Here is a 24069-nt window from a genome sequence, read left to right on the forward strand (position 1 = left end):
ATTCGGAGATCTATGAGGATCCAGCATCGCGCAGCTGACGAAGAAGTTCGCCGCTTATCGCGCCCCGTATGAGAACACGGAAGTTAAGCTCTTCAGCGCCGATGGTAGTTGGGGGCTCTCCCCCTGCAAGAGTAGGACGTCGCTAGGCAAATGAGAAGTCAGAGCATTGAGCTCTGGCTTTTTTGTTTTGTCTGAATGCGGGGTTGAGTTATCAGGGTTCTTGAAAAAGTGGTTTCGCGGATATAATCTCAGAATCGCGGATAAATGGCTCGGTTTCGCGGATATAAATCGAAAAGCGCGGATATATCATGATTATCGCGGATATAATGGAAATTTCGCGGATATCCACCGGATCGCTCGCCCTCAGAAGGTTTTATCTAAATGTGCTTTTAACAAATCAATCGTTACAAACAACGCTTCGCTGATAAAAACGTAAAAGCGCCGATAAAAGTGCCTTTTTCGCTGATATAATTCTCGATTTCGATGATATCTGCTCAGTAATCGCCGATATATCAGCAATTTAGCCGATAGCAGGCCAAAAAGCAGCTCCCCAAGCACCCAACAGTACCTGAACTAATCCCAAACCCACCCCAACCCTCAAAAAACCACTAAAAAAACAGCTACCGCCCCAACAAACGATAGCCGCTCTCCTTCTATTCTTCACCCGCCTCAGCATCTTTGATCTTCAGACGCTTCTTATCTTCCTTGGAATCGATCAAGCGGTGAAGGTGAATCATCAGAATACCTCGCTTATACGTCGCATCGATCGGCTTCTCTCTTACTGGGAAAGGCAGCTCGACTATTCGTTCAAATGGTCCGTGCTTATACTCTTCCTGTACATTTCGGTACCCTTTCAGAACCATCTTCGTCTGGCCTTTTACTTTAAGGGTCCGGTAATGGATATAGACATCCACATCCTCAATGTTCGAAACACCAGGGAGATAAACGGTACAGATCAATTCATTACCCGATTCGTACAGGTTCACAAGGGGTCCATTTGATACGAACATATCCTGAAAATCCGTCCAGAAATCATCTCCCATGAATTTGTTCATCTTGTTTTTCCAATCGTACATCTGACTCCAGTAGTCTCCCATGACGTTCCCTCCTGGGCTTTTTGACAGTATATGCTTCTTCGGAAACTTTGTTAAAACGAGGGTCGTTTAGAAAATAGAAAAAAGTGAATGGAATAGAAAGGACGGATAAAATCAAGCTTGGAAAATTTTTTAAGGAAATTCAAAAAAGAACGCATGCGGTTTTATTATTCGACGTGTTATGCTAGGTAAAGTTGAAGTTTTATGATATTGAAAGATGAAGGAGGATCAGTATGTTAGAAAATGGGTTAGTGATGGTAGCCATAATTTTTCTCATTAATATTGTTTATGTATCATTTCTTACGATGCGAACAATACTCACTTTAAAAGGACAGCGTTATTTAGCTGCAGCAGCAGGAACAATGGAGATTGCGATCTACGTTATCGGGCTTGGACTTGTACTAGATAACCTTGGTGAAATACAAAATATAATCGCTTATGCACTTGGTTTTGGTGTCGGTATCATCGTTGGAATGAAGATCGAGGAGTATCTTGCGCTCGGGTATATTACGGTCAATGCCATTACGACGAAGCTCGAGGAAGACATTCCAAATAAGCTAAGAGATGTTGGATATGGCGTTACGCATTACCTTGCCCACGGAAGACAAGGGGAGCGTCTCGTGATGCAGATTCTAACATCAAGAAAGTCAGAACGAAAGCTGTATCAAGCCATTGAAGAACTTGATCCGAAAGCATTCGTTATCTCGTATGAGCCGCGTACCTTCCATGGAGGGTTCTGGGTTAGAAAAATTCGGAGGTAGTGTATGGAGAAAAAGCCAAAGAAAAAGAAATTTGAAGTTATGGAAGACGAGTCTTTATCGGATTGCCTGAAGAGAATGGACGATGAAGGGTATATGCCGGTAAGACGTACGGAAGAACCTGTTTTTATCGAACGAAAAGGTGCAAAAGAACCAGAATTATATGGAAGAAAAACAGTGTTCGAAGGGAAATTGAAGTAAAAGACGAACGTTATAATTGAATACAAACGCATCGTTCGATTTTTCGTTGACATTTGAATAATCCTCTTGTTACTATGAAAGAGGATAACAAATCGATACCTCATATAATCTTGGGAATATGGCCCATAAGTTTCTACCCGACGACCTTAAATCGTTGGACTATGAGGGTGAAGTCGTATTCTGTTCATTTCTGTGTTTACAGAGTTGGATGATGATTTTTCGCCCGGGTAGAAGCTTCTTCTAAAGGTTATAGGAGAATTCTATTCGGGCTTCTTTTTTGTTTAAATAAATCGAAAACGAACCTTCCAATAAGGAGGATATAGCATGCAGGCACAAATTGGCGTGATCATGGGGAGCACATCTGATTGGGAAACGATGAAACACACGTGTGATGTTTTGGATGAATTACAACTACCGTATGAGAAGAAGGTCGTTTCTGCTCACCGTACACCGGAATTAATGTTTGAGTACGCGGAAGATGCGAGGGGCAGAGGGTTAAAAGTCATCATTGCTGGTGCAGGAGGCGCAGCTCACCTACCAGGAATGGTCGCAGCGAAAACGACACTTCCTGTCATTGGCGTTCCGGTTCAATCGAGAACGTTGAACGGATTAGATTCCCTTCTTTCGATTGTACAAATGCCAGGTGGTGTACCGGTAGCAACAGTCGCGATCGGAAAAGCTGGTGCGAAGAATGCTGGCTTATTAGCAGCTCAAATTCTAAGCACGTTCGATGAAGGTGTTGCATCTCGTCTTGAGGACTATCGTTTGAACATGAAAGAATCGGTACTAGAAAGTAGTGAGACACTATGAGCAAAACGATTTTACCAGGAAGTACAATCGGAATTCTAGGCGGCGGTCAGCTTGGAAGAATGATGGCACTGAAAGCGAGAGAGATGGGCTACCGAATTGCGGTTCTTGAACCGAAGAGTGGGTCGCCTTGCGGTCAAGTTGCAGACGTTGAAGTCGTGTCAGGGTATGATGATCTAGACGGTGCGAGAAAACTTGCTGAAGTGAGCGATGTGATTACATATGAATTTGAAAACATTGCCCATGAAACGGCGAAGTGGCTTGAGGAGAATGCGTATATGCCTCAAGGCGGCGAATTGCTTCGAACGACACAGGATCGCTTTGTAGAGAAAACATCGATTCAAAACGCGGGACTTGAGGTTGCTCCTTTTCAGAAAGTGGATTCGAAAGAAGAGCTTGTCCGTGCATGTGAAGAGATCGGTTTTCCAGCAGTCTTAAAAACACGTACTGGTGGTTATGACGGCAAAGGACAATGGGTCATCAAAGAGAGTGGCGATATCGAAGGAATTGCGTTTCCTGACGCAGCCTGTATCGTTGAAAGCTGGGTTCCATTCCAAAAAGAGCTATCCGTTGTTGTGACGCGTAGCATAACTGGCGAGATGACTACATTCCCCGTTGGAGAGAATATTCACGTGAACAACATCCTTCATCAAACGATCGTACCTGCTCGTATCGATGAATCGATTCAGCAAAAAGCGAGCGAAATCGGAAAGAAGCTGGCTGAAGATATCGACCTTGTTGGGACGCTTGCGGTCGAGCTTTTCCTTGAAGGAAACGAATTGTATGTGAATGAGCTTGCACCAAGACCTCATAACTCTGGTCATTATACAATGGAAGCCTGTGAAACATCACAGTTTGAGCAACATATCAGAGCGATCTGTGGTTTACCTCTAGGGGCGACGGAGTTATTGAAGCCGGTCGTGATGGGTAACATACTCGGCCAGCATGTTCAGCCTCTTATGGAGAGCATGAGTGAGCTCAAAAGTGCTAAACTTCATTTGTACGGCAAAGATGAAGCGAAACAGAATCGAAAGATGGGTCATATTAATTTTCTAGCTTCAACGACTGAGGAAGCAGAAAAACGAATGGCGCAATGGAAATTATGGCAGTAGGACAATTGACTAGGAGGATTTAACATGATTGAACGTTATACTCGCCCTGAGATGGGTGCGATTTGGACAGAGGAAAACAGATATAAAGCGTGGCTTGAAGTAGAGATCTTAGCATGTGAAGCGTGGGCAGAGCTTGGAATCATTCCGAAAGAAGACGTACAGAAAATTAGAGAGAACGCTGACTTCGACGTAGCGCGTATTCATGAGATCGAAGCAGAGACACGTCATGACGTTGTTGCGTTCACACGAGCTGTTTCAGAAACACTTGGTGAAGAGCGCAAGTGGGTTCATTACGGATTAACGTCGACTGACGTTGTTGATACGGCTCTTTCTTATCAGCTGAATCAGGCGAACGATCTATTGATGAACGATATTGAGAAGTTTATCGATGTCTTGAAAGAGAAAGCGCAAGAACATAAATACACAGTGATGATGGGAAGAACTCACGGAGTACATGCTGAACCAACAACATTCGGTTTAAAGATGGCGCTGTGGTATGAAGAAATGAAGCGTAACTTGGAGCGTTTCAAACATGCTGCTGATGGCGTTCGCTTCGGTAAGCTTTCAGGGGCTGTCGGAACATATGCAAATATCGATCCGTTCATTGAACAGTATGTATGTGAAAAGTTAGGGCTGCAGCCTGCACCGATCTCGACTCAAACGCTTCAGCGTGATCGTCACGCACACTATATGTCGGCTCTAGCATTGATCGCGACTTCGATTGAAAAGTTCGCAGTTGAAATCAGAGGCCTTCAAAAAAGCGAAACGCGTGAAGTTGAGGAGTTCTTTGCGAAAGGGCAAAAAGGCTCGTCAGCAATGCCGCATAAGCGTAATCCAATCGGATCTGAGAACATGACGGGAATGGCGAGAGTGATCCGCGGATACATGACAACAGCATATGAGAACGTACCACTCTGGCACGAGCGTGATATTTCACACTCCTCAGCTGAGCGTGTCATTCTTCCTGACGCAACGATTGCTCTGAACTATATGCTTAACCGCTTCTCAGGTATCGTTTCGAAGTTAACCGTGTTCCCTGAGAACATGAAGCGTAATATGACGAGAACATATGGATTGATCTACAGTCAGCGCGTGTTATTGTCTCTTATCGACAAAGGCATGACTCGTGAAGAAGCCTATGACCTTGTTCAGCCGAAAGCGATGGATGCATGGGAGCGCGGCATTCAGTTTAGAGAATTAGTTGAAGCTGATCCAAAGATCACGAACCAGCTGTCTGCTTCAGAGATCGAGGATTGCTTTGATTACAATTACCATCTGAAGCCAGTCGATATGATTTTCGAACGTCTAGGGTTATAAATCACACGTATCGGAGGAGATCACCATGGGGAAACAGGAGTTGTTGTACGAAGGAAAGGCAAAGAAGATTTATGCGACAGAACATCCTGAGGTCGTTCATGTGGAATATAAAGATTCCGCGACGGCTTTTAACGGAGAGAAGAAAGCGACTATTACAGGTAAAGGGCGACTGAACAACGAAATTACGAGCCTGTTGTTTGATTATTTGAAAGAAGCTGGGATCGAAAGTCATTTTATCGAGAAAGTTTCTGAAACGGAGCAGCTTGTAAAGCGTGTGACGATCGTTCCACTTGAAGTGGTCGTCCGAAATGTCGCAGCAGGGAGCTTTTCTAGAAGAACTGGAGTAGACGAAGGAAAGCTGTTGAAGCAGCCGATCGTTGAATTCTATTACAAAAACGACGACCTTGGTGATCCTCTCCTTACGGTTGATCACGTGCTTGAGCTTGAACTTGCCGATGAAGAGACGGTTCAAGACTTAAAAGAACGTGCACTGCTTGTGAATGACCGCCTAAGAAGCTATTTCCTTGAGCGGGACGTAACGCTTGTTGATTTCAAGCTTGAGTTCGGCGTTACACCGTCTGGTGAATTGATGCTTGCAGATGAAATTTCACCAGATACTTGTAGACTATGGGACCGGAAAACGAATGAAAAGTTAGATAAAGATGTGTTTCGAAGAGATATAGGAAATTTGACCGAAGCTTATGAAAAAATCTTAACTCGTTTAGGGGGATCCGCATCATGTACAAAGTAAAAGTTTATGTAACGTTAAAAGAGAGTGTGCTAGACCCGCAAGGTAGTGCTGTGAAGAATTCACTTCATAGCCTTTCTTATAGTGAAGTAGAAGATGTACGTATCGGTAAGTATATGGAGCTTACGTTGAATGAGACGGCGAATGTAGATGAGCGCATTAAAGAAATGTGTGAGAAGCTGCTTGCGAATACGGTGATCGAGGACTACACGTATGAAGTCGAGGAGGTCGTCGGGCAGTGAAATTTGCGGTGATCGTGTTTCCAGGTTCGAATTGCGATGTAGACATGTACCATGCGATTCAAGATGAGCTTGGCGAAGAAGCTACTTATGTCCGATACGATGAACAGAGTCTAGCAAACTATGATGCGATCCTTTTACCGGGTGGTTTTTCTTATGGTGACTATTTAAGGAGCGGCTCGATCGCCCGTTTTGCTCCGATCATGAGCGAAGTGGTAAAAGCTGCTGAAGAAGGAAAGCCAGTGCTTGGTGTATGCAACGGATTTCAGATTTTATTAGAAGCTGGCCTTCTTCCTGGAGCGATGAAACGAAACAAGAACTTGAAGTTCATGTGTCGTCCTGTAACGCTTGTTGTTCAGAATAATGCGACCATGTTTACGTCAGCTTATGAAAATAGTGAAGAAATTACGATTCCGATTGCACATGGAGAAGGAAACTACTATTGTGATGATGCGACTTTAGAAGAGTTACAAACATCTGGAAGAATCGTTTTTACCTATAAAGATAATCCAAACGGCTCGATCGATGATATCGCAGGAATCATCAATGAGAAGGGCAATGTCCTCGGGATGATGCCTCACCCTGAGCGTGCGGTCGATCACTTGTTAGGAAGTGAAGATGGCTTGAAGATGTTCAAATCACTACTACGTAACTGGAGGGAATCCCATGTCACACATGCATGAACCAACACCTGAGATGATTAAAGACCAGAAGCTTTATAGCCAGATGGGTTTAACAGATGAAGAGTTCGGCATGGTGGAAGAGATTCTTGGCCGTACCCCTAACTATACGGAAACGGGTTTGTTTTCAGTAATGTGGTCTGAGCACTGTAGCTATAAGAACTCTAAGCCTGTTCTTAAAAAGTTTCCTGTTACTGGTGAGCGCGTTCTTCAAGGTCCTGGTGAAGGAGCGGGAATCGTTGATATCGGTGACGAGCAGGCGGTTGTGTTTAAGATTGAAAGTCATAACCATCCATCTGCAATCGAGCCTTATCAAGGAGCGGCAACAGGTGTAGGTGGAATCATTAGAGACGTGTTCTCGATGGGCGCACGTCCAATCGCTCTATTAAACTCGTTACGTTTCGGAGAGTTAAGCAATCCGAAAGTGAAATATTTGTTTGAAGAAGTGGTTGCAGGAATCGCTGGGTACGGAAACTGTATCGGTATTCCTACAGTAGGTGGAGAAGTTCAGTTCGATTCTTCATACGATGGAAATCCTCTTGTGAACGCGATGTGTGTTGGGTTGATTGATCATAAAGACATCCAGAAAGGTGTCGCGTCTGGCGCTGGAAACACCGTGATGTATGTTGGTGCAAGCACAGGACGAGACGGCATCCACGGTGCAACCTTCGCATCTGAAGAATTGACAGATGCTTCTGACGAAAAGCGACCTGCCGTACAAGTAGGTGATCCGTTTATGGAAAAACTTCTTCTTGAAGCATGTCTCGAGCTTGTGAAAAGTGATGCGCTCGTCGGCATTCAGGACATGGGAGCGGCGGGTCTTACGTCTTCTGCTTCAGAAATGGCGAGTAAAGCAGGCATGGGAATCGAGATGAACCTTGATGAAGTCCCGCAGCGTGAAAAAGGCATGACGCCATACGAGATGATGCTATCTGAATCACAGGAGCGTATGCTCGTTGTTGTGAAGAAAGGTAGAGAAGCTGAGATCAAAGAAATTTTTGATCGTTGGGGTCTTTTATCGAAGGAAGTCGGTGTCGTAACAGACGATAAGAAGTTCCGTCTTCTTCATAAAGGCGAGATGGTCGCTGAAGTGCCAGTCGACGCTCTTGCTGAGGAAGCACCGGTCTATCATAAACCATCGCGCATTCCAGAGTATTTTATTCAAAACCAGCAGCTTCATAAGCCGATTCCAGGGGTAGAAGATCCGAAAGAAATGCTGTATACATTGCTAGGTCAGCCTACGATTTCAAGCAAAGAGTGGGTCTTTGATCAGTACGATTATATGGTTCGAACGAATACCGTCGTAACTCCAGGATCAGACGCAGCCGTTGTGCGTGTAAGAGGTACACGAAAAGCGCTAGCGATGACAACAGATTGTAATTCCCGATACCTGTACCTTGATCCTGAAGTTGGTGGGAAGATTGCTGTTGCTGAAGCAGCACGTAACATCGTTTGCTCAGGTGGTGAGCCACTTGCGATCACGGACTGCTTAAACTTTGGGAATCCTGAAAAGCCTGAGATCTTCTGGCAGATTGAAAAAGCAACGGACGGTATGAGTGAAGCGTGTCGTATGTTAAACTCGCCCGTTATCGGTGGTAACGTATCCCTTTACAATGAGACGAATGGCGTAGCGGTTTATCCGACGCCAGTTGTTGGAATGGTAGGACTAGTTCATGACCTTGATCATGTTACGACTCAGCAGTTTAAAGAAGAAGGAAACTTGATCTACTTACTTGGTGAAACAGGCGAGGACTTCGGAGGAAGCGAGCTTCAGAAGGTTATGGATGGGAAGATCTCGGGGCAAGCGCCTTCGCTGAATCTTGAAGTGGAAAGAGAACTTCAGCAACAGGTTCTTTCAGCCATTCAAGATGGACTCGTTCAATCGGCGCATGATGTTTCTGAGGGTGGCTTGAGTGTTGCGCTTAGTGAATCGTTGATCGGAACAGATCTTGGAGCGATCGTTCGAATCGAAGGCGATGTGACGACGTCGCTGTTCAGTGAGTCTCAATCTCGTTTCCTCATCACGATCAAGGGTGAACACCAGCAGGTCTTCGAGCAGAGAACCGGAGCGAAGCTCATCGGTGAAGTAACCGGTACTGGCATCTTGACGATGATGCATGAAGAAGAAAATCATCTATTTGATGCACCGGTCAGTGAGCTCGAAGCGGCCTGGAAAGGAGCAATTCCATGTTTGGTGAAATCAAAGGCTTAAACGAAGAGTGTGGTGTGTTTGGTATCTGGGGTCACCCAGATGCCGCTACGCTCACGTATTACGGGCTTCATAGTCTTCAACATCGCGGTCAGGAAGGTACTGGGATCGTCACGACTGATGGCACGAGACTTAACCTTCATAAAGGGCTTGGGCTCGTGAACGATGTCTATGGAGCGGACGATTTAAAGGCACTCGATGGCAATGCAGCGATTGGTCATGTTCGATACTCAACGGCAGGAGGAGGAGGCTATGAAAACGTTCAGCCTCTTTTGTTTCGCTCACAGAATGGTGGATTGGCGCTCGCGCATAATGGGAACCTTGTGAACGCGAATGCGTTGAAGCATCAGCTCGAAGGTCAAGGGAGTATTTTTCAAACGACTTCAGACACAGAAGTGCTTGCTCACTTGATCAAGAGAAGCGGGTATTTGAACCTTAGAGAAAAGGTAAAGAACGCTCTTACGATGGTAAAAGGGGCCTACGCTTTTCTAATGATGACAGAAAACGAAATGATGGTTGCTCTCGATCCGCATGGCCTGCGACCACTTTCTTTAGGTCGACTAGGAGAAGGATATGTAGTTGCCTCTGAAACCTGTGCGTTCGATCTCATCGGAGCGGAATATATTCGTGATGTGGAGCCAGGTGAACTTCTTATCATCAATGACGCAGGCATCGAATCGGACCGTTTTTCTTCCCCGATGTCGCGTGCGATCTGCAGTATGGAGTACATTTATTTCTCAAGACCCGATAGCAATATCGAAAACATCAATGTTCACACGGCTAGAAAGAACCTCGGTAAACAGCTCGCGCAAGAAGCTCCGATCGAAGCAGATATCGTGACGGGTGTTCCGGATTCTAGTATATCTGCTGCGATCGGATATGCAGAGGAATCGGGTATTCCGTATGAGATGGGTCTGATCAAGAATAGATATGTAGGCAGAACGTTTATTCAACCTTCACAGGAGCTAAGAGAACAAGGTGTGAAGATGAAGCTTTCGCCTGTTCGAGGCGTTGTTGAAGGAAAGCGGGTCGTTATTGTGGATGATTCGATCGTGCGTGGAACGACGAGTAGAAGAATCGTGAAGATGTTAAGAGAAGCAGGTGCAAAAGAGGTTCATGTTCGCATAAGTGCACCTCCGATCGTTAGTCCTTGTTACTATGGGATTGATACGTCCAATTCTGGTGAGTTAATCGCAGCGAAGATGAGCGTTGATGAGATTTGTGAAGAAATCGGTGCAGATACGCTAAGTTTCCTATCAACAGATGGAATGACAGAAGCAATCGGTAGAGACGATGCAAGCAGCTCGTGCGGACAATGTCTAGGCTGTTTTACAGGGTCGTATCCGACTGAGATTTATCCTGATACCGTACATCCATACGAAAAAGTCTAACTGGGGGTTCATTATGGCGGATGCTTATAGAAGTGCTGGAGTAGATATTGAAGCTGGTTATGAAGCAGTTAACCGAATGGAAACGCACGTAAACAAAACCGTTCGACCGGGCGTTATGGGAGGTCTAGGTGGTTTCGGAGGGATGTTTGATCTATCTGAACTTCCTTATGAAAAGCCAGTTCTCATCTCAGGAACCGACGGCGTGGGTACGAAGCTCATGCTTGCGATTCAGATGGATAAGCACGATACGATCGGAATCGATTGTGTCGCTATGTGTGTGAATGACGTAGTCGCTCAAGGTGCTGAACCTCTTTACTTTTTAGATTACATCGCGACAGGTAAACTCAAACCTGAGAGGGTTGAAGAAATCGTAAAAGGCGTTGCCGATGGTTGTTCGACTGCTGGGTGTGCCTTGATTGGCGGTGAAACAGCAGAAATGCCTGATATGTATCAGGAAAATGATTATGATCTTGCTGGATTTACGGTTGGGGCTGTCGAAAAGTCTAAACTGATTCAACCGACTGATGTGATGGAAGGGGACGTTTTAGTTGGCCTTGCATCAAACGGTATTCATAGCAATGGCTTCTCCCTTGTTAGGAAAGTAGTAAAAGAGAGCAACATGGATCTTAATCAAACGTTTGATCAACTCGGTACGACGCTTGGAGAAGCCTTGTTAGCTCCTACTCGTATCTACGTAAAGCCGGTCTTGAACGTACTGGAATCTTATCCTGTTCATGGGGTTGCACACATTACAGGTGGTGGCTTCGAAGAGAACATTCCTCGTATGCTACCTGAAGGCCTCACAGCTCAAATCGATTATGGCTCTTGGCCGGTACCACCGATCTTTGACCTGATTGAAAAGAAGGGGAACTTATCTCGACGAGAGATGTTCACCACGTTCAACATGGGCATCGGAATGGTTCTAAGCGTCCCTGCTTCTGAAGCTGTTAACGTGATCAAACAGCTTGAAAAAGACGGTGAGCAAGCATTTGTGATCGGTCGAGTAACAAAAGGTGATCAAATCAATTTTGGCGGTGGTGATCTATCGTGAAGTTAGCAGTTTTTGCATCTGGGAGTGGATCGAATTTCGAAGCGATCGCATCTGAAATCGAAAAGGGTGCACTCGATGCCAAAATCGCATTAGTGGTCTGTGATCGCCCTGGTGCCAAAGTAGAAGAAAGGGCAGAACGCTTCGGCATTCCTGTCCTTTCCTTTTATCCTAAATCCTATAACTCAAAAGCAGAGTTTGAAGCCTTCATTCTTCAGCAGCTGAACGATGCAGGCGTCGAATTAATCGTTCTTGCTGGATACATGAGGCTGATCGGATCAACGCTTCTTCGTGCGTATGAAGGGAGAATCATCAACATCCATCCATCTCTTCTTCCTTCTTTTCCTGGAAAAGATGCGATCGGTCAAGCCCTAGAAGCAAAAGTGAAAGTCAGTGGTGTGACGGTGCATTATGTCGATGAAGGGATGGACACGGGGCCGATCATTGATCAAGAAACGATTCGCATCTCAATAGAAGATACGAGAGAAGAAGTTGAGAAAAAGATACAGGCTGTTGAACATCAGTTATATCCAGCCGTTATTAGAACGCTTCTTAAAAACAAAACAATTGGTAGCAGGAGGTAAGACGATGACGATCAAACGTGCACTAATCAGCGTATCAGATAAAACAAATATTACCGAGTTTGCAAAGGGATTATCAGAAAAAGGGGTCGAGATCATTTCGACTGGAGGCACAAAACGTGCTCTTGAGGAAGCGGGCATCGATGTTATAGGAATCTCAGATGTTACGGGCTTTCCTGAAATATTAGACGGACGTGTAAAAACCCTCCATCCGAATGTACATAGTGGTCTTCTAGCTGTTAGAGATAACGACGACCATCAAAAGCAACTAGAGGAGCATAACATCACACCGATCGACATGGTTGTTGTGAACCTATATCCATTCCAAGAAACCGTCGCAAATCCTGATGTAGCTTACAGTGACGCGATCGAGAATATCGATATCGGCGGACCAACGATGTTAAGGTCAGCTGCTAAGAATCATAAAGACGTGACGGTTGTCGTTCATCCTTCTGACTATGAGCGTGTGCTTCTTCAAGTCCAGGAGAATGGGGATACAACAGGCATACTCCGTCAGGAACTTGCAGCAAAAGTATTTCGTCATACCGCTTCCTACGATGCGATTATTTCAGAGTACTTAACGGGAAAATCTGGAGAAGAAGAGCCAGAGTCGCTTACTGTAACGTTTGAGAGAAAGCAAACCCTTAGATACGGAGAAAATCCGCATCAGAAGGCTGTATTTTATAAAAAACCTCTATCGAAAAATGCATCGATCGCATCTGCAAAACAACTGAACGGTAAAGAGCTTTCTTATAACAATATTAACGATGCGAACGCGGCTCTTAATATCGTTAGGGAATTTGAAAAACCTGCTGTTGTTGCGGTTAAACATATGAACCCTTGTGGAGTTGGTACGGGTGAAACGATTGTAGAGGCGTATCAAAAGGCATACGAAGCAGACTCTACATCGATCTTCGGCGGTATCGTCGCATTGAATCGTGAAGTCGATGAGGAAACGGCACTGAAGTTGAAGGAAATTTTTCTAGAGATCATTATGGCACCTTCTTTCACTGAAGAAGCACTTGCTGTTTTGACTAAGAAGAAAAACCTTAGACTATTAACATTGGATGTTCAGGCGTCTGGCGGAGTGGAGCATCAGCTTACATCTGTTAACGGCGGGCTGTTGCTGCAGGAACAAGATCAATACGGAATCGATGAAGCAGATTTAACCGTACCAACCGATCGAAAACCTACGGATGAAGAGTGGGATGCGCTGAAACTTGCTTGGAAAGTAGTTAAACACGTGAAATCGAATGCGATCGTACTCACGAACAAAGATCAAACGGTTGGCGTTGGAGCTGGACAGATGAATCGCGTTGGTGCTGCTAAGATCGCGATCGAGCAAGCGGGTGAGAAGGTGAAAGGTTCTGTCATGGGATCAGATGCGTTCTTCCCAATGGATGACACTGTTGAAGCTGCTGGAAAAGCGGGCATCACAGCGATCATCCAGCCTGGAGGATCGATTCGTGATGAAGATTCGATCAAGAAAGCGAATGAATATGGTATCACGATGGTGTTCACAGGCATCCGACACTTTAAACATTAAGAGGGAGGGAATTCGATGAAGGTATTGATAATCGGACGAGGCGGTCGAGAGCACGCGATGGCTTGGAAAGCGGCAGAGAGCGCTTCTGTGGATCAAGTATACGTTGCACCAGGGAACGCAGGCATGGAAGCTGTTAGTCAGCTCGTGCCGATCGATGAAGGCAATCACGATGGGCTTATTGCTTTCGCAAAAAAAGAAGGCATTACACTCACTTTAGTCGGTCCAGAGCAGCCGTTGTTAGATGGAATTGTAAATCGATTTGAGGAAGCGGGTCTTCGCGTATTCGGTCCTACGAAAGAAGCTGCGTTAATCGAAGGAAGCAAAACGTTCGCGAAAGAGTTGATGGCAACAAACGGTATCCCGACCGCAGATTCACAATCCTTCACGGATTACCAGGAAGCTCGAAAGTATGTTGAAAAGGTCGGTGCACCGATCGTACTGAAAGCGGATGGACTTGCAGCCGGAAAGGGTGTCGTCGTTGCGATGACGTTGGATGAAGCACTCGATAGTCTTCATAATATGATGGTCAACAATCAGTTTGGAGAAGCTAGTGAACAAGTTGTTGTAGAGGAGTTTCTTGAAGGTGAAGAGTTTTCGCTCATGGCATTGGTGAATGGGGAAGATGTTCATCCTCTCGTTATTTCACAAGATCATAAGCGAGCATTCGATGGAGATAAAGGTCCGAATACGGGTGGAATGGGCGCATACTCACCAGTTCCCCAAATCGCTGAGTCAGTGGTAGAAGAAGCGATTCAATCGATTTTACTTCCAGCTGCAAAAGGGATGAAGAAAGCAGGTAGGACGTTTACTGGCGTTCTGTATGCCGGGTTAATCCTGACGAAAAACGGTCCTAAAGTCATTGAGTTCAATGCAAGGTTCGGGGATCCTGAAACACAGGTCGTCCTGCCTCGTCTCACATCAGACTTCATCGAAGCCATTCAAAGCGTATTAGACGGTAAAGAGCTTGAGCTCAAATGGAGTGAGAAAGCTGTGATGGGAGTTGTCATTGCGTCAGGAGGGTACCCTGGTGATTATGAAAAAGGGAAGACCATCACAGGTTTGAACGATGTGACTTCACTTGTGTTTCATGCAGGTACCGACAAGAAAGGCGATCAGTTTGTAACGAATGGTGGGCGCGTGTTACTGCTATCGGCTTCAGGAGAAACTCTCCAAGAAGCTAGTGCTTCAGTTTACGAAGATCTTCAGAACGTGCAGGTAGAGGATGGATTTTATAGAACAGATATCGGACATCGAGCTATTTCACACGTTTCTTCTTGATGTAAGCAAACGATATAGCAATAATACTACCGATCAATAATGTGTAGATGACCCAAGTGTCTGTAATGTATTCAAGCACAACGTTACCTCCTTTTGTTATGTTACGAAAACTTCCCTGGAATCAGGGAAGTTTTTTTATAGCCATGGTTAAGAGGGGTTAATCACTTTTTCAAGGGCTGTTTCATCAGGATCCCGATTTTCTTCTTGGTTCATCAGGTCGACGATCGGGCAGTATCGCGTATGACCTTCTGCGATCTTCAACGCTCCTGCTGCTGCAAGCAAAAGCGACGTTGAGACGTTTTCGTTTTTACAAAGTTTTGCGGTAGACCAGGAGAGGAGTGTAAATCCTGCAGTTAAACGAATAAATGCATTCATCATGCTGATGTTCGGTTTCATTTTAAAAACTCCCTTCAGTGGTTTAAAACAGCACTATCAACTTTTCTAAATTATGTTAAAATAGAGAAAACTTATTGAAACGAGGGTTGGACATGCCTAAGCGAAACTATTTATGGACGAAGCAGCAATTGAGACAACAAGTACAGGTTGTGTCCGGTGAACTGCCTCCATCAATCGTCTTAACAAATGCAACGTATTTAAACAACGCATTAAAAAAATGGATCACCTCACATATATGGATCTATAAAGATCGAATTGTATACGTAGGAGATGAATTGCCTGAAAAACATTCAGCAACAGAATGGATCGATTGTGAGGGATCGTATCTTGTACCAGGATACATTGAACCCCACGCCCATCCGTTTCAACTTTATAATCCCCTATCACTTGCGCGCTATGCATCTAACAGGGGAACCACCACCATGATCAATGACAACTTGTTTTTTCTATTAGGATTGCCACAAAAGAAAGCGCTTACAATGTTAGATGAGTTGGATAAGTTTCCGGTCTCGATGTTTTGGTGGGCAAGGTACGATTCTCAAACGCAGCTGTTGAATGCAGAAACCATCACGAATAAGAAAATTAAGGAATGGCTCGCCCATCCGCTCGTTATTCAAGGTGGTGAACTTACTGCGTGGCCTGACGTTATTGCAGGAGACGATGAGATACTGGAATGGATGCAAGAGACACATAGGTTGGGTAAACCGGTAGAAGGCCATCTCCCTGGCGCTTCGTTGAAGACATTAACGAAGATGGGACTTTATGGTGTTTCCTGTGATCACGAAGCGATGACTGGAGAAGAGGCTCTCCGTAGACTTGAGATGGGCATGATGACGTCTCTACGGTATTCTTCCATACGTCCTGATTTGCCAGTCATCCTCGAATCGCTGATTGAAAAAGGGGTAGATTGTTTTGATCGAGTGATGATGAACACCGATGGATCAACGCCTTCTTTCCTTGAGCAAGGGTTCACGGATAAGCTCATATCCATCGCCCTGGAAAAAGGAGTACCGGTAGAAGATGCTTATGCGATGGTGTCATATAATGTCGCAAACCACTACGGTATAACGGATACACATGGTATGATAGCACCTGGAAGGCTTGCGCACCTCAACTTTTTGGAATCAAAGCACAATCCAACACCAGTCTCTGTTCTCGCTCGAGGAGAATGGATTAAGAAGGATGGCGAAGAAGTATATGACGAGTGGTCATTCGATTGGGAAGACCATGGTCTTGTTCTAAACGAACAGAACTGGGGGTTAGAGGAAGACGATTTAACTTTCTCAGGTCCAGCTGGAATCGAAATGATCAACGCCGTTATCACAAAACCATATAACCTTTCATACGAAACGGCGGTGGATGAACTCCCTACAGATCACGATGAGAGCTTTATGATGCTTCTTAGTAAGGAAGGCAAGTGGCGAGTGAATACCATTGTGAAGGGTTTTGCCAATAAGGTAAAAGGCTTTGCGAGTAGCTTCTCGAATTCTGGTGATTTTATATTGATCGGTAAAAAAAAATCAGACATGGTTGCTGCTCTAGAGCGAGTGCGGTCGATCGGTGGTGGAATAGTCCTCGTTGAGGATGGTGAAGTCGTTGTTGAAATTGAACTGCCTTTGATGGGCAAAATGTCACCGTTACCACTTGAAGACGTAATCGAACAAGAGAAGAAGATGGTGACTGAATTAAAAGAACGTGGCTATCCATTTGGCGATCCTGTTTATAGTTTGTTGTTCTTTTCTTCCACACATCTTCCGTTCGTAAGGTTGACTCAACAAGGAATTTATGATGTAAAGAGAAAGACGGTACTTTTTCCTGCGATAATGCGGTAAAATATAAAAGGGAAGACTTTATAAGCGAAGGGGGCGTGAAGACGTGGGGAAATTGCGCGTCTCACTGGCAGTTATTTTGTCTGTAGGATTACTCGCTGGCTGTTCACAAAAAGATACCGCTCAGAAATCTGGAGCAGAATCAGCCGGTGTTGAAGAATCGTCCATGAATAAAGAAGTTGATCAAATTCAAGGGGAAAAAGCTCCTCTTACCGGGGTGGCTACTGAAAATAGCGATCAGCGTGTCATCAGTATCGTTGTGAATAATCACCCGAAAGCAAGGCCGCAGTCTGGACTTCATAAAGCAGATATCGTATACGAAATGCTTGTAGAAGGTAAGATCACAAGATTGTTAGCGATTTACCAAAGTGATTATCCAGACATTGTAGGACCAGTTCGGAGTGCGAGAGATTATTTTATTGAATTAAGCGCAGGCTTTAATGGGATTTTCGTAGCACATGGTTATTCGCCTTCTGCTCAAGCGATTTTGAATTCAGGCGCAGTCGATCACCTGAATGGCATGCAGTATGACGGAACGCTGTTTGAACGAGCTTCATTCAGGAAAGCGCCACACAATTCATATATTACGACTGATAGTATAAAAAAAGGTGCAACTGAGAATGGGTATGAACTCATGCAGATTGTTGAACCACTTACATTCGGCGATAAAGAACTAATTTCAGAAGAAAAGTCATCAGTAGCAATCGGTTACAGCAATACGTATCGCGTAGCGTATCGATACAACGATGGAGTATACAAGCGATTCGTGAACGACGAATTGATGGAAGACCGAGAGACAAAAGATCCGATCGCATTGGAAAATGTACTGATCGTTGAAGCAAATCATCACATCATCGATGATTATGGCAGAAGAGCGATCGATATAGAATCTGGCGGAGAAGCCATTTTATTACAAGAAGGTGTAAAAAAGGAATTAAAGTGGAAAAATGAAAATGGACGCATTACCGCGGTGAAAGACGGAAGTCCTGTTCCACTTGTTCCAGGAAGAACTTGGGTAAATATCGTACCTGATCTAACTATGATTACTAGTAATCAGTAAGGAGAGTGCAAATCTATGCAAATTGACAAACTACGAGGGAAAACACTCGATCAACTTTTTGAAGCGATTCTTTCATTAAAAGATTTAGAAGAATGCTATCTATTTTTTGATGACCTTGCAACAGTGAACGAAATTCAGTCGCTTGCACAGCGTTTAGAAGTTGCTAGAATGCTTCGCGAAGGCTATACGTATCATAAGATCGAGACAGAAACTGGTGCAAGCACAGCGACGATTTCTCGTGTGAAACGTTGCTTGAACTATGGAAATGATGGTTATCAAATGACGCTCGATCGCGTGCATAATAAAGATTAATTGCTTTATGAAAGATGGGCCGGTTTACGGCTCATTTTTTTGTTTTCGGGGAGAGGATGAATGGCGTGTTCATGTGATGCAATTGAGACATAAATCGTCTCACTCCCAAGGGCTCCAACGCCCTGCGGATTTAAACGGGCCCACTTCCGCTTTTCGAGTGTCTAGCTGCAGTGGGCAGGCTCTCGATCGCTTCACCTTTCAACCTGAACACAAAAAGCGTGTTCAATTTGAAAGGCTCCAGCGCTTGTCGAGCCTAACCGCCCACTTCCGCTTTTCGGTGATCCAGCTCCAGTGGGCAGGTCCTCGGGTCGCTTCAGCTTTTCAAATGAACACAAAAAGCGTGTTCCCTTGAAAAGCTTCCAGCGCCTTTCGGACCTAAGCGCCCACTTCCGCTTTTCGGTGTTCCTCTGATATAATCCAACTTATGAGGAAAAGTAGGAGGAGCGGTTTGATGTTTGATTATAGTAGTTGGAAGCATGTGTTTAAGCTTGATCCTAATAAGGTGATTGAAGATCATGATCTGGAGTTGATTTGTGAGTCGGGTACGGATGCGGTGATCGTTGGCGGGTCTGATGGTGTGACGTTAGACCTTACGCTTGATCTGCTTGCGAGAATTCGTCGGTATGCTGTGCCTTGTGCGCTTGAGGTGTCTTCAGTAGAAGCGGTTACGCCGGGATTCGATTTTTATTTCATTCCGACCGTGATGAACACAAAGGACAGTCGATGGGTCACTGGATTGCATCATGAAGCAGTGAAAGAATTTGGTGAGGTCATGAATTGGGATGAAATCGTTATGGAGGGCTATTGCATCCTTAACGGTGATTCGAAGGTGGCTGCATTAACGTCTGCTGAAACGGACCTTGCTACTGATGATGTTCTGGCATATGCTCGGATGGCAGAGAAAATGTTTAAGCTGCCGATTTTTTACGTGGAGTACAGCGGCACTTACGGAGACGTTGAACTTGTTGAAAAAGTGAGCGATGTGCTAAATGACACACAGCTTTTCTATGGAGGCGGGATCGATTCTCCTGAGAAAGCTAAAGAGATGGCTGCTCATGCTGATACGGTGATTGTTGGGAATAGTATATATGACGATGTGAAGAAGGCATTGAAAACAGTAGCTGCTGTTAAAGGAAATTGATTCTCTCCTATTGGTCGGGTAAAATAGGGATTAGAACATATGTTTGTAAGGGGTGCGGAACATGCAACGATTAGTTGATAAATTATTAAACGGATTGAATCCTGAACAGCAGGAGGCGGTCAAGCATACGGATGGCCCGCTATTGATCATGGCTGGAGCGGGAAGTGGGAAGACACGGGTTCTTACGCATCGTATTGCGTATCTACTCGTAGAAAAACAAGTTGCGCCTTGGAATATTCTCGCGATTACGTTCACGAACAAAGCTGCAAGAGAAATGAAGGATCGTGTTCATTCGATTGCTGGTCCAGTGGCAGAAGACATCTGGATTTCAACATTCCACTCGATGTGCGTACGAATATTGAGAAGAGACGGCGATCGCATTGGAATCAATCGTAACTTCACGATTTTGGATTCTGGTGACCAGCTAACGGTTATAAAGAAAATCCTTAAAGATCAAAATATAGATCCAAAGAAGTTTGATCCTAGAAGTATTCTAGGAAATATCAGCTCAGCAAAGAATGAACTTTTAACACCTGAAGAGTATAAAACGAAAGCGAAAGGTCCTTTTGAAGAAATCGCTGCAGATGTGTATGAACAATATCAGAAGCAGCTTCGTAAAAACCAGGCGCTAGATTTTGATGATCTCATTATGCGTACCATCACACTATTTAAGAAAGTACCTGAAGTCCTTCAATACTATCAGCGAAAGTTTCAATATATCCATGTGGATGAGTACCAAGATACGAACAAAGCGCAGTATGTACTCGTTAAATTGATGGCAGAGAAATATCAAAACCTTTGTGTTGTAGGAGATTCTGACCAGTCGATCTATCGTTGGCGTGGTGCGGATATCCAGAACATCCTCTCATTTGAAAAAGATTATCCGAGCGCACGCGTGATTCTATTGGAACAAAATTATCGTTCAACGAAGAAGATTCTTCAAGCGGCAAACGTTGTGATCGACAACAATATGAATCGTAAACCTAAGAAGCTATGGACGGATAATCAAGATGGGCCATCGATCACATACTATCAAGGGAACGATGAACATGATGAAAGCAGGTTCGTAACAGGAAAGATTCTTGATATGGTGAAGAGTGGCAAGCGCACAAATTCAGAGATCGCCATTCTTTATCGTACGAACGCCCAGTCGCGTGTTATTGAGGAAATACTCAACAAATCCAACATCACGTACAATATCATCGGGGGAACAAAGTTCTATGATCGTAAAGAGATCAAAGACTTGCTTGCGTACTTACGTTTGATCGCAAACCCAGACGATGATATCAGTTTGCTTCGAATTGTGAACGTACCGAAGCGAGGGGTAGGTGCTTCTACGATGGACAAAGTTGCACGTTACGCTGCTGATCAAGATATCTCTATTTTCACGGCTCTACAAGAAGTAGAACAGATGGGACTTAGCGCGCGTTTTACAAAAGCACTTGGAAGCTTTGGAAGCTTGATCGCAAACTGGACGCAGATGCAAGAGTACCTTGCTGTGTCAGAGTTAGTTGAGGAAGTTCTCGATAAGTCTGGATACCGCGATTCACTTAGAAACGAAAACACGATCGAAGCGCAGTCTCGATTAGAGAATATAAATGAATTCCTTTCTGTTACTCAGGAATTTGAAAAAGCGAGCGAAGATAAAAGCTTGATCGCGTTCTTAACGGATCTAGCTCTCGTAGCGGATATCGATAAGCTCGATGAAGACGAAACGGAACAAAAAGAAGCGGTTACGCTCATGACCCTTCACTCTGCAAAAGGACTTGAATTCCCTGCAGTGTTCCTAATTGGTATGGAAGAAGGGGTTTTTCCTCATAGTCGTTCACTTTTTGAAGAAGAAGAGATGGAAGAGGAACGTCGCCTTGCGTATGTAGGGATAACGAGAGCGGAAGAAGAGCTCTACTTAACAAATGCTCGGATGCGTACGTTATATGGTAAAACAACTACGAATCCAGTTTCTCGTTTTATTGGAGAAATTCCTGAAGAACTGTTGGAAAAAGAGGGACAAGAAAAGCCTACACCGTTCGGATCTAGTACAAACTCCCGTTCAAGTAGACCTGCTGCGCCTAAGAAACCTCGTCGTCCACAGCTTACGTCAACCGGTGGAGAGGCGCTTGCATGGAAAGTGGGTGACCAGGCGAGCCATCGTAAATGGGGTGTTGGAACGGTCGTCAGCGTTAAAGGTGAAGGAGATTCAACCGAGCTTGATATAGCGTTTCCTGCTCCAGTAGGCATCAAGCGACTACTCGCTAAGTTCGCCCCTATCGAGAAAGAATAGCGATCCTGAAAGGTGAGGGTTTCATAGTGGAAAATGAGAATGCCAGTAAGCGTATTGAAGAACTTAGAGAACTACTAAATAAATACAATTATGAGTACCACGTGTTGGATAATCCAACTGTGCCTGACGCTGAGTACGACAGAATGATGGATGAGCTCTTGAAGCTAGAGGAAGAGCACCCTGATCTACGTACTGAAGATTCCCCTACACAGCGAGTCGGGGGTCCACCATTAGAAGGATTTCAAAAGGTTGAGCACCGAGTCCCGATGCTTAGCCTTGGAAATGCTTTTGGTGAAGAAGACTTACGGGATTTCGACCGACGTGTACGTGACCGTATAGGCGAAAACTTTTCATATGTATGTGAACTGAAAATCGATGGACTTGCTGTGTCGCTAATTTATGAAGATGGTAGGTTTGTTCGTGGTGCAACCCGAGGTGATGGCACGATTGGTGAAGACATCACACAAAACTTGAAGACCATCCCTGCTATACCTCTTCGTCTTAGTGAACAGGTAAGCATGGAAGTACGTGGCGAAGCGTACATGCCGAAGCCTTCTTTCGTGAAGCTAAATGAAGAGCGTGAAAAGAATGAACAAGATTTATTCGCTAACCCAAGGAATGCGGCTGCAGGGTCACTTCGTCAGCTAGACCCGAAGATTGCAGCTAGTCGGAATCTATCGATCTTCGTATATGGAGTAGGCACCGTAGATGGAAAAGAAATCGACTCCCATTCGGATGGACTCGATTATCTTAGTGACCTTGGATTCAAAACGAATCCTGAATGGAAACGTTGTGATACGATTGATGCTGTTATCGACTATATTGAGGGCTGGTCTGAACGAAGACCTGACCTATCCTATGAGATCGATGGGATCGTTGTAAAAGTCGATTCACTCGAACAGCAAGAAGAGCTTGGTTTCACCGCTAAAAGTCCTAGATGGGCGATCGCATATAAGTTTCCTGCAGAAGAAGTTGTCACGAAGTTGCTTGATATCGAGCTTAACGTAGGGAGGACGGGTGTTGTAACTCCAACAGCGCTGCTTGAACCAGTTTTAGTTGCTGGTACGACTGTACAACGTGCTTCTCTTCACAACGAAGATCTCATTAAAGAAAAAGATATTAAAATCGGTGATTATGTTGTTGTGAAAAAAGCCGGCGATATCATTCCAGAGGTCGTCTCAGTGCTTGAAGAGCGTCGAACTGGAGAAGAGCAAGGGTTTGCGATGCCTGAAACGTGTCCAGAGTGTGAGAGTGATCTCGTGCGTCTTGAGGAAGAAGTGGCACTTAGGTGTATTAACCCAAAATGTCCTGCCCAGCTTCGTGAAGGATTGATTCACTTTGTGTCAAGAAACGCAATGAACATCGACGGTCTTGGAGAGCGTGTGATTACGCAACTTTTCAGAGAAGAACTCATTCATGATGTGGCAGATATTTATCAGCTAACGCATGAACAACTGATCGAACTAGAACGAATGGGCGAGAAGTCTGTAGCCAACTTATTAGAAGCCATCGCTGTTTCAAAAGATAATTCGCTAGAGAAGCTATTGTTTGGCCTTGGCATCCGACATGTCGGGTCGAAGGCAGCAAAGACACTTGCACAGCAATTCGGTACGATGGACAGCATGATGGAAGCTACTGTAGAAGACCTTGAAGCGATCAATGAAGTCGGTCAGAAGATGGCAGACTCTGTTGTGAGATATTTCCAGAACGAAGAAGTTCATGAACTTGTTGATGAGCTTAAAGCTGCTGGGGTCAACATGACGTATAAAGGGCCAAAGCCTGTTTCTGTAGAAGACATCGATTCCGTATTCGCGGGAAAAACCATCGTTTTAACAGGTAAGCTCTCGCAAATGAGTCGTGGGGATGCAAAGAAGAAGCTTGAAGAACAAGGAGCAAAGGTAACGGGCAGTGTAAGTAAAAGCACTGATTTACTCATTGCTGGGGAAGATGCTGGTTCCAAGCTTGAAAAAGCTGAATCGTTAAATATAGAAATATGGGATGAAAACAAATTCGTCGAAGAGTTAGCAAAATGAGGAGAGGG

At 44.7% G+C, this 24069-nt stretch carries 23 protein-coding genes and 1 riboswitch; of the genes, 20 read left to right on the forward strand and 3 right to left on the reverse strand.

Going from position 1 to position 24069, the window contains the following annotated elements; translation table 11 throughout:
* Positions 1–653 precede the first annotated feature (653 nt).
* Positions 654–1097 carry an Hsp20/alpha crystallin family protein gene (locus tag ACXAHI_RS17970; RefSeq protein ID WP_474850214.1) on the reverse strand — a complete coding sequence of 148 codons (444 nt, stop codon included), beginning with the start codon at positions 1095–1097 and terminating at the stop codon, positions 654–656.
* Positions 1098–1327: 230 nt separating this feature from the next.
* On the opposite strand from ACXAHI_RS17970, the gene ACXAHI_RS17975 reads away from it, so the two are divergent.
* From ACXAHI_RS17975 to purD, 14 genes are all read left to right on the forward strand, one after another.
* Entirely contained in the window at positions 1328–1855 is a 528-nt protein-coding gene (locus ACXAHI_RS17975) for a DUF2179 domain-containing protein (protein WP_270182742.1), read from the forward strand.
* Positions 1856–1858: 3 nt separating this feature from the next.
* Positions 1859–2053, forward strand: a complete 195-nt coding sequence (locus ACXAHI_RS17980) for an NETI motif-containing protein (RefSeq protein ID WP_270182741.1) — start codon at positions 1859–1861, stop codon at positions 2051–2053.
* 80 nt (positions 2054–2133) lie between these two features.
* Positions 2134–2235, forward strand: a riboswitch (purine riboswitch).
* A gap of 142 nt (positions 2236–2377) precedes the next feature.
* A complete protein-coding gene (gene purE, locus ACXAHI_RS17985; protein WP_474850216.1) occupies positions 2378–2863 on the forward strand; it encodes a 5-(carboxyamino)imidazole ribonucleotide mutase in 486 nt (161 codons plus the stop codon).
* Positions 2860–3972, forward strand: a complete 1113-nt coding sequence (purK, locus tag ACXAHI_RS17990; protein ID WP_474850218.1) for a 5-(carboxyamino)imidazole ribonucleotide synthase — start codon at positions 2860–2862, stop codon at positions 3970–3972. Before purE ends, purK begins: the two co-directional genes overlap by 4 nt.
* A gap of 24 nt (positions 3973–3996) precedes the next feature.
* Positions 3997–5289, forward strand: a complete 1293-nt coding sequence (purB, locus tag ACXAHI_RS17995) for an adenylosuccinate lyase (protein ID WP_474850220.1) — start codon at positions 3997–3999, stop codon at positions 5287–5289.
* Between the two features lie 25 nt (positions 5290–5314).
* The gene (purC, locus tag ACXAHI_RS18000) at positions 5315–6040 is read left to right on the forward strand and encodes a phosphoribosylaminoimidazolesuccinocarboxamide synthase (protein WP_474850222.1); all 726 of its coding nucleotides are present in this window, start codon (positions 5315–5317) and stop codon (positions 6038–6040) included.
* Positions 6028–6279, forward strand: coding sequence for a phosphoribosylformylglycinamidine synthase subunit PurS (gene purS, locus ACXAHI_RS18005; protein WP_474850224.1), 252 nt, complete (start codon positions 6028–6030; stop codon positions 6277–6279). The genes purC and purS overlap by 13 nt, the downstream gene beginning before the upstream one ends.
* On the forward strand, positions 6276–6959 hold the full coding sequence (gene purQ, locus ACXAHI_RS18010; RefSeq protein ID WP_474850226.1) for a phosphoribosylformylglycinamidine synthase subunit PurQ: 684 nt from the start codon (positions 6276–6278) through the stop codon (positions 6957–6959). The genes purS and purQ overlap by 4 nt, the downstream gene beginning before the upstream one ends.
* On the forward strand, positions 6943–9168 hold the full coding sequence (gene purL / locus ACXAHI_RS18015) for a phosphoribosylformylglycinamidine synthase subunit PurL (RefSeq protein WP_474850228.1): 2226 nt from the start codon (positions 6943–6945) through the stop codon (positions 9166–9168). The genes purQ and purL overlap by 17 nt, the downstream gene beginning before the upstream one ends.
* Positions 9144–10556 (forward strand): amidophosphoribosyltransferase, encoded by a 1413-nt coding sequence (purF, locus tag ACXAHI_RS18020; RefSeq protein WP_474850230.1) that lies wholly within the window; start codon positions 9144–9146, stop codon positions 10554–10556. The genes purL and purF overlap by 25 nt, the downstream gene beginning before the upstream one ends.
* Before the next feature lie 13 nt (positions 10557–10569).
* Positions 10570–11607 carry a phosphoribosylformylglycinamidine cyclo-ligase gene (gene purM / locus ACXAHI_RS18025; protein WP_474850232.1) on the forward strand — a complete coding sequence of 346 codons (1038 nt, stop codon included), beginning with the start codon at positions 10570–10572 and terminating at the stop codon, positions 11605–11607.
* Positions 11601–12188, forward strand: coding sequence for a phosphoribosylglycinamide formyltransferase (purN, locus tag ACXAHI_RS18030; protein ID WP_474850437.1), 588 nt, complete (start codon positions 11601–11603; stop codon positions 12186–12188). Before purM ends, purN begins: the two co-directional genes overlap by 7 nt.
* Positions 12189–12192: 4 nt before the next feature.
* Positions 12193–13731 carry a bifunctional phosphoribosylaminoimidazolecarboxamide formyltransferase/IMP cyclohydrolase gene (purH, locus tag ACXAHI_RS18035; protein ID WP_474850234.1) on the forward strand — a complete coding sequence of 513 codons (1539 nt, stop codon included), beginning with the start codon at positions 12193–12195 and terminating at the stop codon, positions 13729–13731.
* 15 nt (positions 13732–13746) lie between these two features.
* Positions 13747–15009 carry a phosphoribosylamine--glycine ligase gene (gene purD, locus ACXAHI_RS18040; RefSeq protein WP_474850236.1) on the forward strand — a complete coding sequence of 421 codons (1263 nt, stop codon included), beginning with the start codon at positions 13747–13749 and terminating at the stop codon, positions 15007–15009.
* Here the strand turns inward: purD and ACXAHI_RS18045 are convergent.
* Both ACXAHI_RS18045 and ACXAHI_RS18050 read right to left on the reverse strand, forming a co-directional pair.
* The gene (locus ACXAHI_RS18045) at positions 14987–15088 is read right to left on the reverse strand and encodes an EYxxD motif small membrane protein (protein WP_333489753.1); all 102 of its coding nucleotides are present in this window, start codon (positions 15086–15088) and stop codon (positions 14987–14989) included. The two genes, purD and ACXAHI_RS18045, sit on opposite strands and share 23 nt — an antisense overlap.
* 68 nt (positions 15089–15156) lie before the next feature.
* Complete coding sequence (locus ACXAHI_RS18050) at positions 15157–15405, reverse strand: YgaP-like transmembrane domain (RefSeq protein WP_474850239.1); 249 nt, start codon at positions 15403–15405, stop codon at positions 15157–15159.
* Between the two features lie 92 nt (positions 15406–15497).
* Between ACXAHI_RS18050 and ACXAHI_RS18055 the strand changes: the two genes are divergently transcribed.
* The 6 genes from ACXAHI_RS18055 (at position 15498) to ligA (ending at position 24061) form a co-directional block, all read left to right on the forward strand.
* Positions 15498–17237, forward strand: coding sequence for an adenine deaminase C-terminal domain-containing protein (locus tag ACXAHI_RS18055; RefSeq protein WP_474850241.1), 1740 nt, complete (start codon positions 15498–15500; stop codon positions 17235–17237).
* A gap of 43 nt (positions 17238–17280) precedes the next feature.
* A complete protein-coding gene (locus ACXAHI_RS18060; protein ID WP_474850243.1) occupies positions 17281–18294 on the forward strand; it encodes a DUF3048 domain-containing protein in 1014 nt (337 codons plus the stop codon).
* 15 nt (positions 18295–18309) lie between these two features.
* On the forward strand, positions 18310–18606 hold the full coding sequence (locus ACXAHI_RS18065; protein ID WP_270182726.1) for a YerC/YecD family TrpR-related protein: 297 nt from the start codon (positions 18310–18312) through the stop codon (positions 18604–18606).
* 451 nt (positions 18607–19057) lie between these two features.
* The gene (pcrB, locus tag ACXAHI_RS18070) at positions 19058–19747 is read left to right on the forward strand and encodes a heptaprenylglyceryl phosphate synthase (protein WP_270182725.1); all 690 of its coding nucleotides are present in this window, start codon (positions 19058–19060) and stop codon (positions 19745–19747) included.
* A gap of 61 nt (positions 19748–19808) precedes the next feature.
* Positions 19809–22028, forward strand: coding sequence for a DNA helicase PcrA (pcrA, locus tag ACXAHI_RS18075; protein WP_474850245.1), 2220 nt, complete (start codon positions 19809–19811; stop codon positions 22026–22028).
* A gap of 26 nt (positions 22029–22054) precedes the next feature.
* Positions 22055–24061, forward strand: a complete 2007-nt coding sequence (ligA, locus tag ACXAHI_RS18080; protein WP_474850247.1) for an NAD-dependent DNA ligase LigA — start codon at positions 22055–22057, stop codon at positions 24059–24061.
* Positions 24062–24069 lie beyond the last annotated feature (8 nt).

Source organism: Anaerobacillus sp. ABD4_527 (assembly GCF_056160805.1).

Bases quoted from the DNA above. Each gene is read 5' to 3' on its own strand.
- ACXAHI_RS17970 (WP_474850214.1), bottom strand. From the start codon at position 1,097: ATGGGAGACTACTGGAGTCAGATGTACGATTGGAAAAACAAGATGAAC.
- ACXAHI_RS17975 (WP_270182742.1), top strand. From the start codon at position 1,328: ATGTTAGAAAATGGGTTAGTGATGGTAGCCATAATTTTTCTCATTAAT.
- ACXAHI_RS17980 (WP_270182741.1), top strand. From the start codon at position 1,859: ATGGAGAAAAAGCCAAAGAAAAAGAAATTTGAAGTTATGGAAGACGAG.
- purE (WP_474850216.1), top strand. From the start codon at position 2,378: ATGCAGGCACAAATTGGCGTGATCATGGGGAGCACATCTGATTGGGAA.
- purK (WP_474850218.1), top strand. From the start codon at position 2,860: ATGAGCAAAACGATTTTACCAGGAAGTACAATCGGAATTCTAGGCGGC.
- purB (WP_474850220.1), top strand. From the start codon at position 3,997: ATGATTGAACGTTATACTCGCCCTGAGATGGGTGCGATTTGGACAGAG.
- purC (WP_474850222.1), top strand. From the start codon at position 5,315: ATGGGGAAACAGGAGTTGTTGTACGAAGGAAAGGCAAAGAAGATTTAT.
- purS (WP_474850224.1), top strand. From the start codon at position 6,028: ATGTACAAAGTAAAAGTTTATGTAACGTTAAAAGAGAGTGTGCTAGAC.
- purL (WP_474850228.1), top strand. From the start codon at position 6,943: ATGTCACACATGCATGAACCAACACCTGAGATGATTAAAGACCAGAAG.
- purF (WP_474850230.1), top strand. From the start codon at position 9,144: ATGTTTGGTGAAATCAAAGGCTTAAACGAAGAGTGTGGTGTGTTTGGT.
- purM (WP_474850232.1), top strand. From the start codon at position 10,570: ATGGCGGATGCTTATAGAAGTGCTGGAGTAGATATTGAAGCTGGTTAT.
- purH (WP_474850234.1), top strand. From the start codon at position 12,193: ATGACGATCAAACGTGCACTAATCAGCGTATCAGATAAAACAAATATT.
- purD (WP_474850236.1), top strand. From the start codon at position 13,747: ATGAAGGTATTGATAATCGGACGAGGCGGTCGAGAGCACGCGATGGCT.
- ACXAHI_RS18050 (WP_474850239.1), bottom strand. From the start codon at position 15,405: ATGAAACCGAACATCAGCATGATGAATGCATTTATTCGTTTAACTGCA.
- ACXAHI_RS18055 (WP_474850241.1), top strand. From the start codon at position 15,498: ATGCCTAAGCGAAACTATTTATGGACGAAGCAGCAATTGAGACAACAA.
- ACXAHI_RS18065 (WP_270182726.1), top strand. From the start codon at position 18,310: ATGCAAATTGACAAACTACGAGGGAAAACACTCGATCAACTTTTTGAA.
- pcrB (WP_270182725.1), top strand. From the start codon at position 19,058: ATGTTTGATTATAGTAGTTGGAAGCATGTGTTTAAGCTTGATCCTAAT.
- pcrA (WP_474850245.1), top strand. From the start codon at position 19,809: ATGCAACGATTAGTTGATAAATTATTAAACGGATTGAATCCTGAACAG.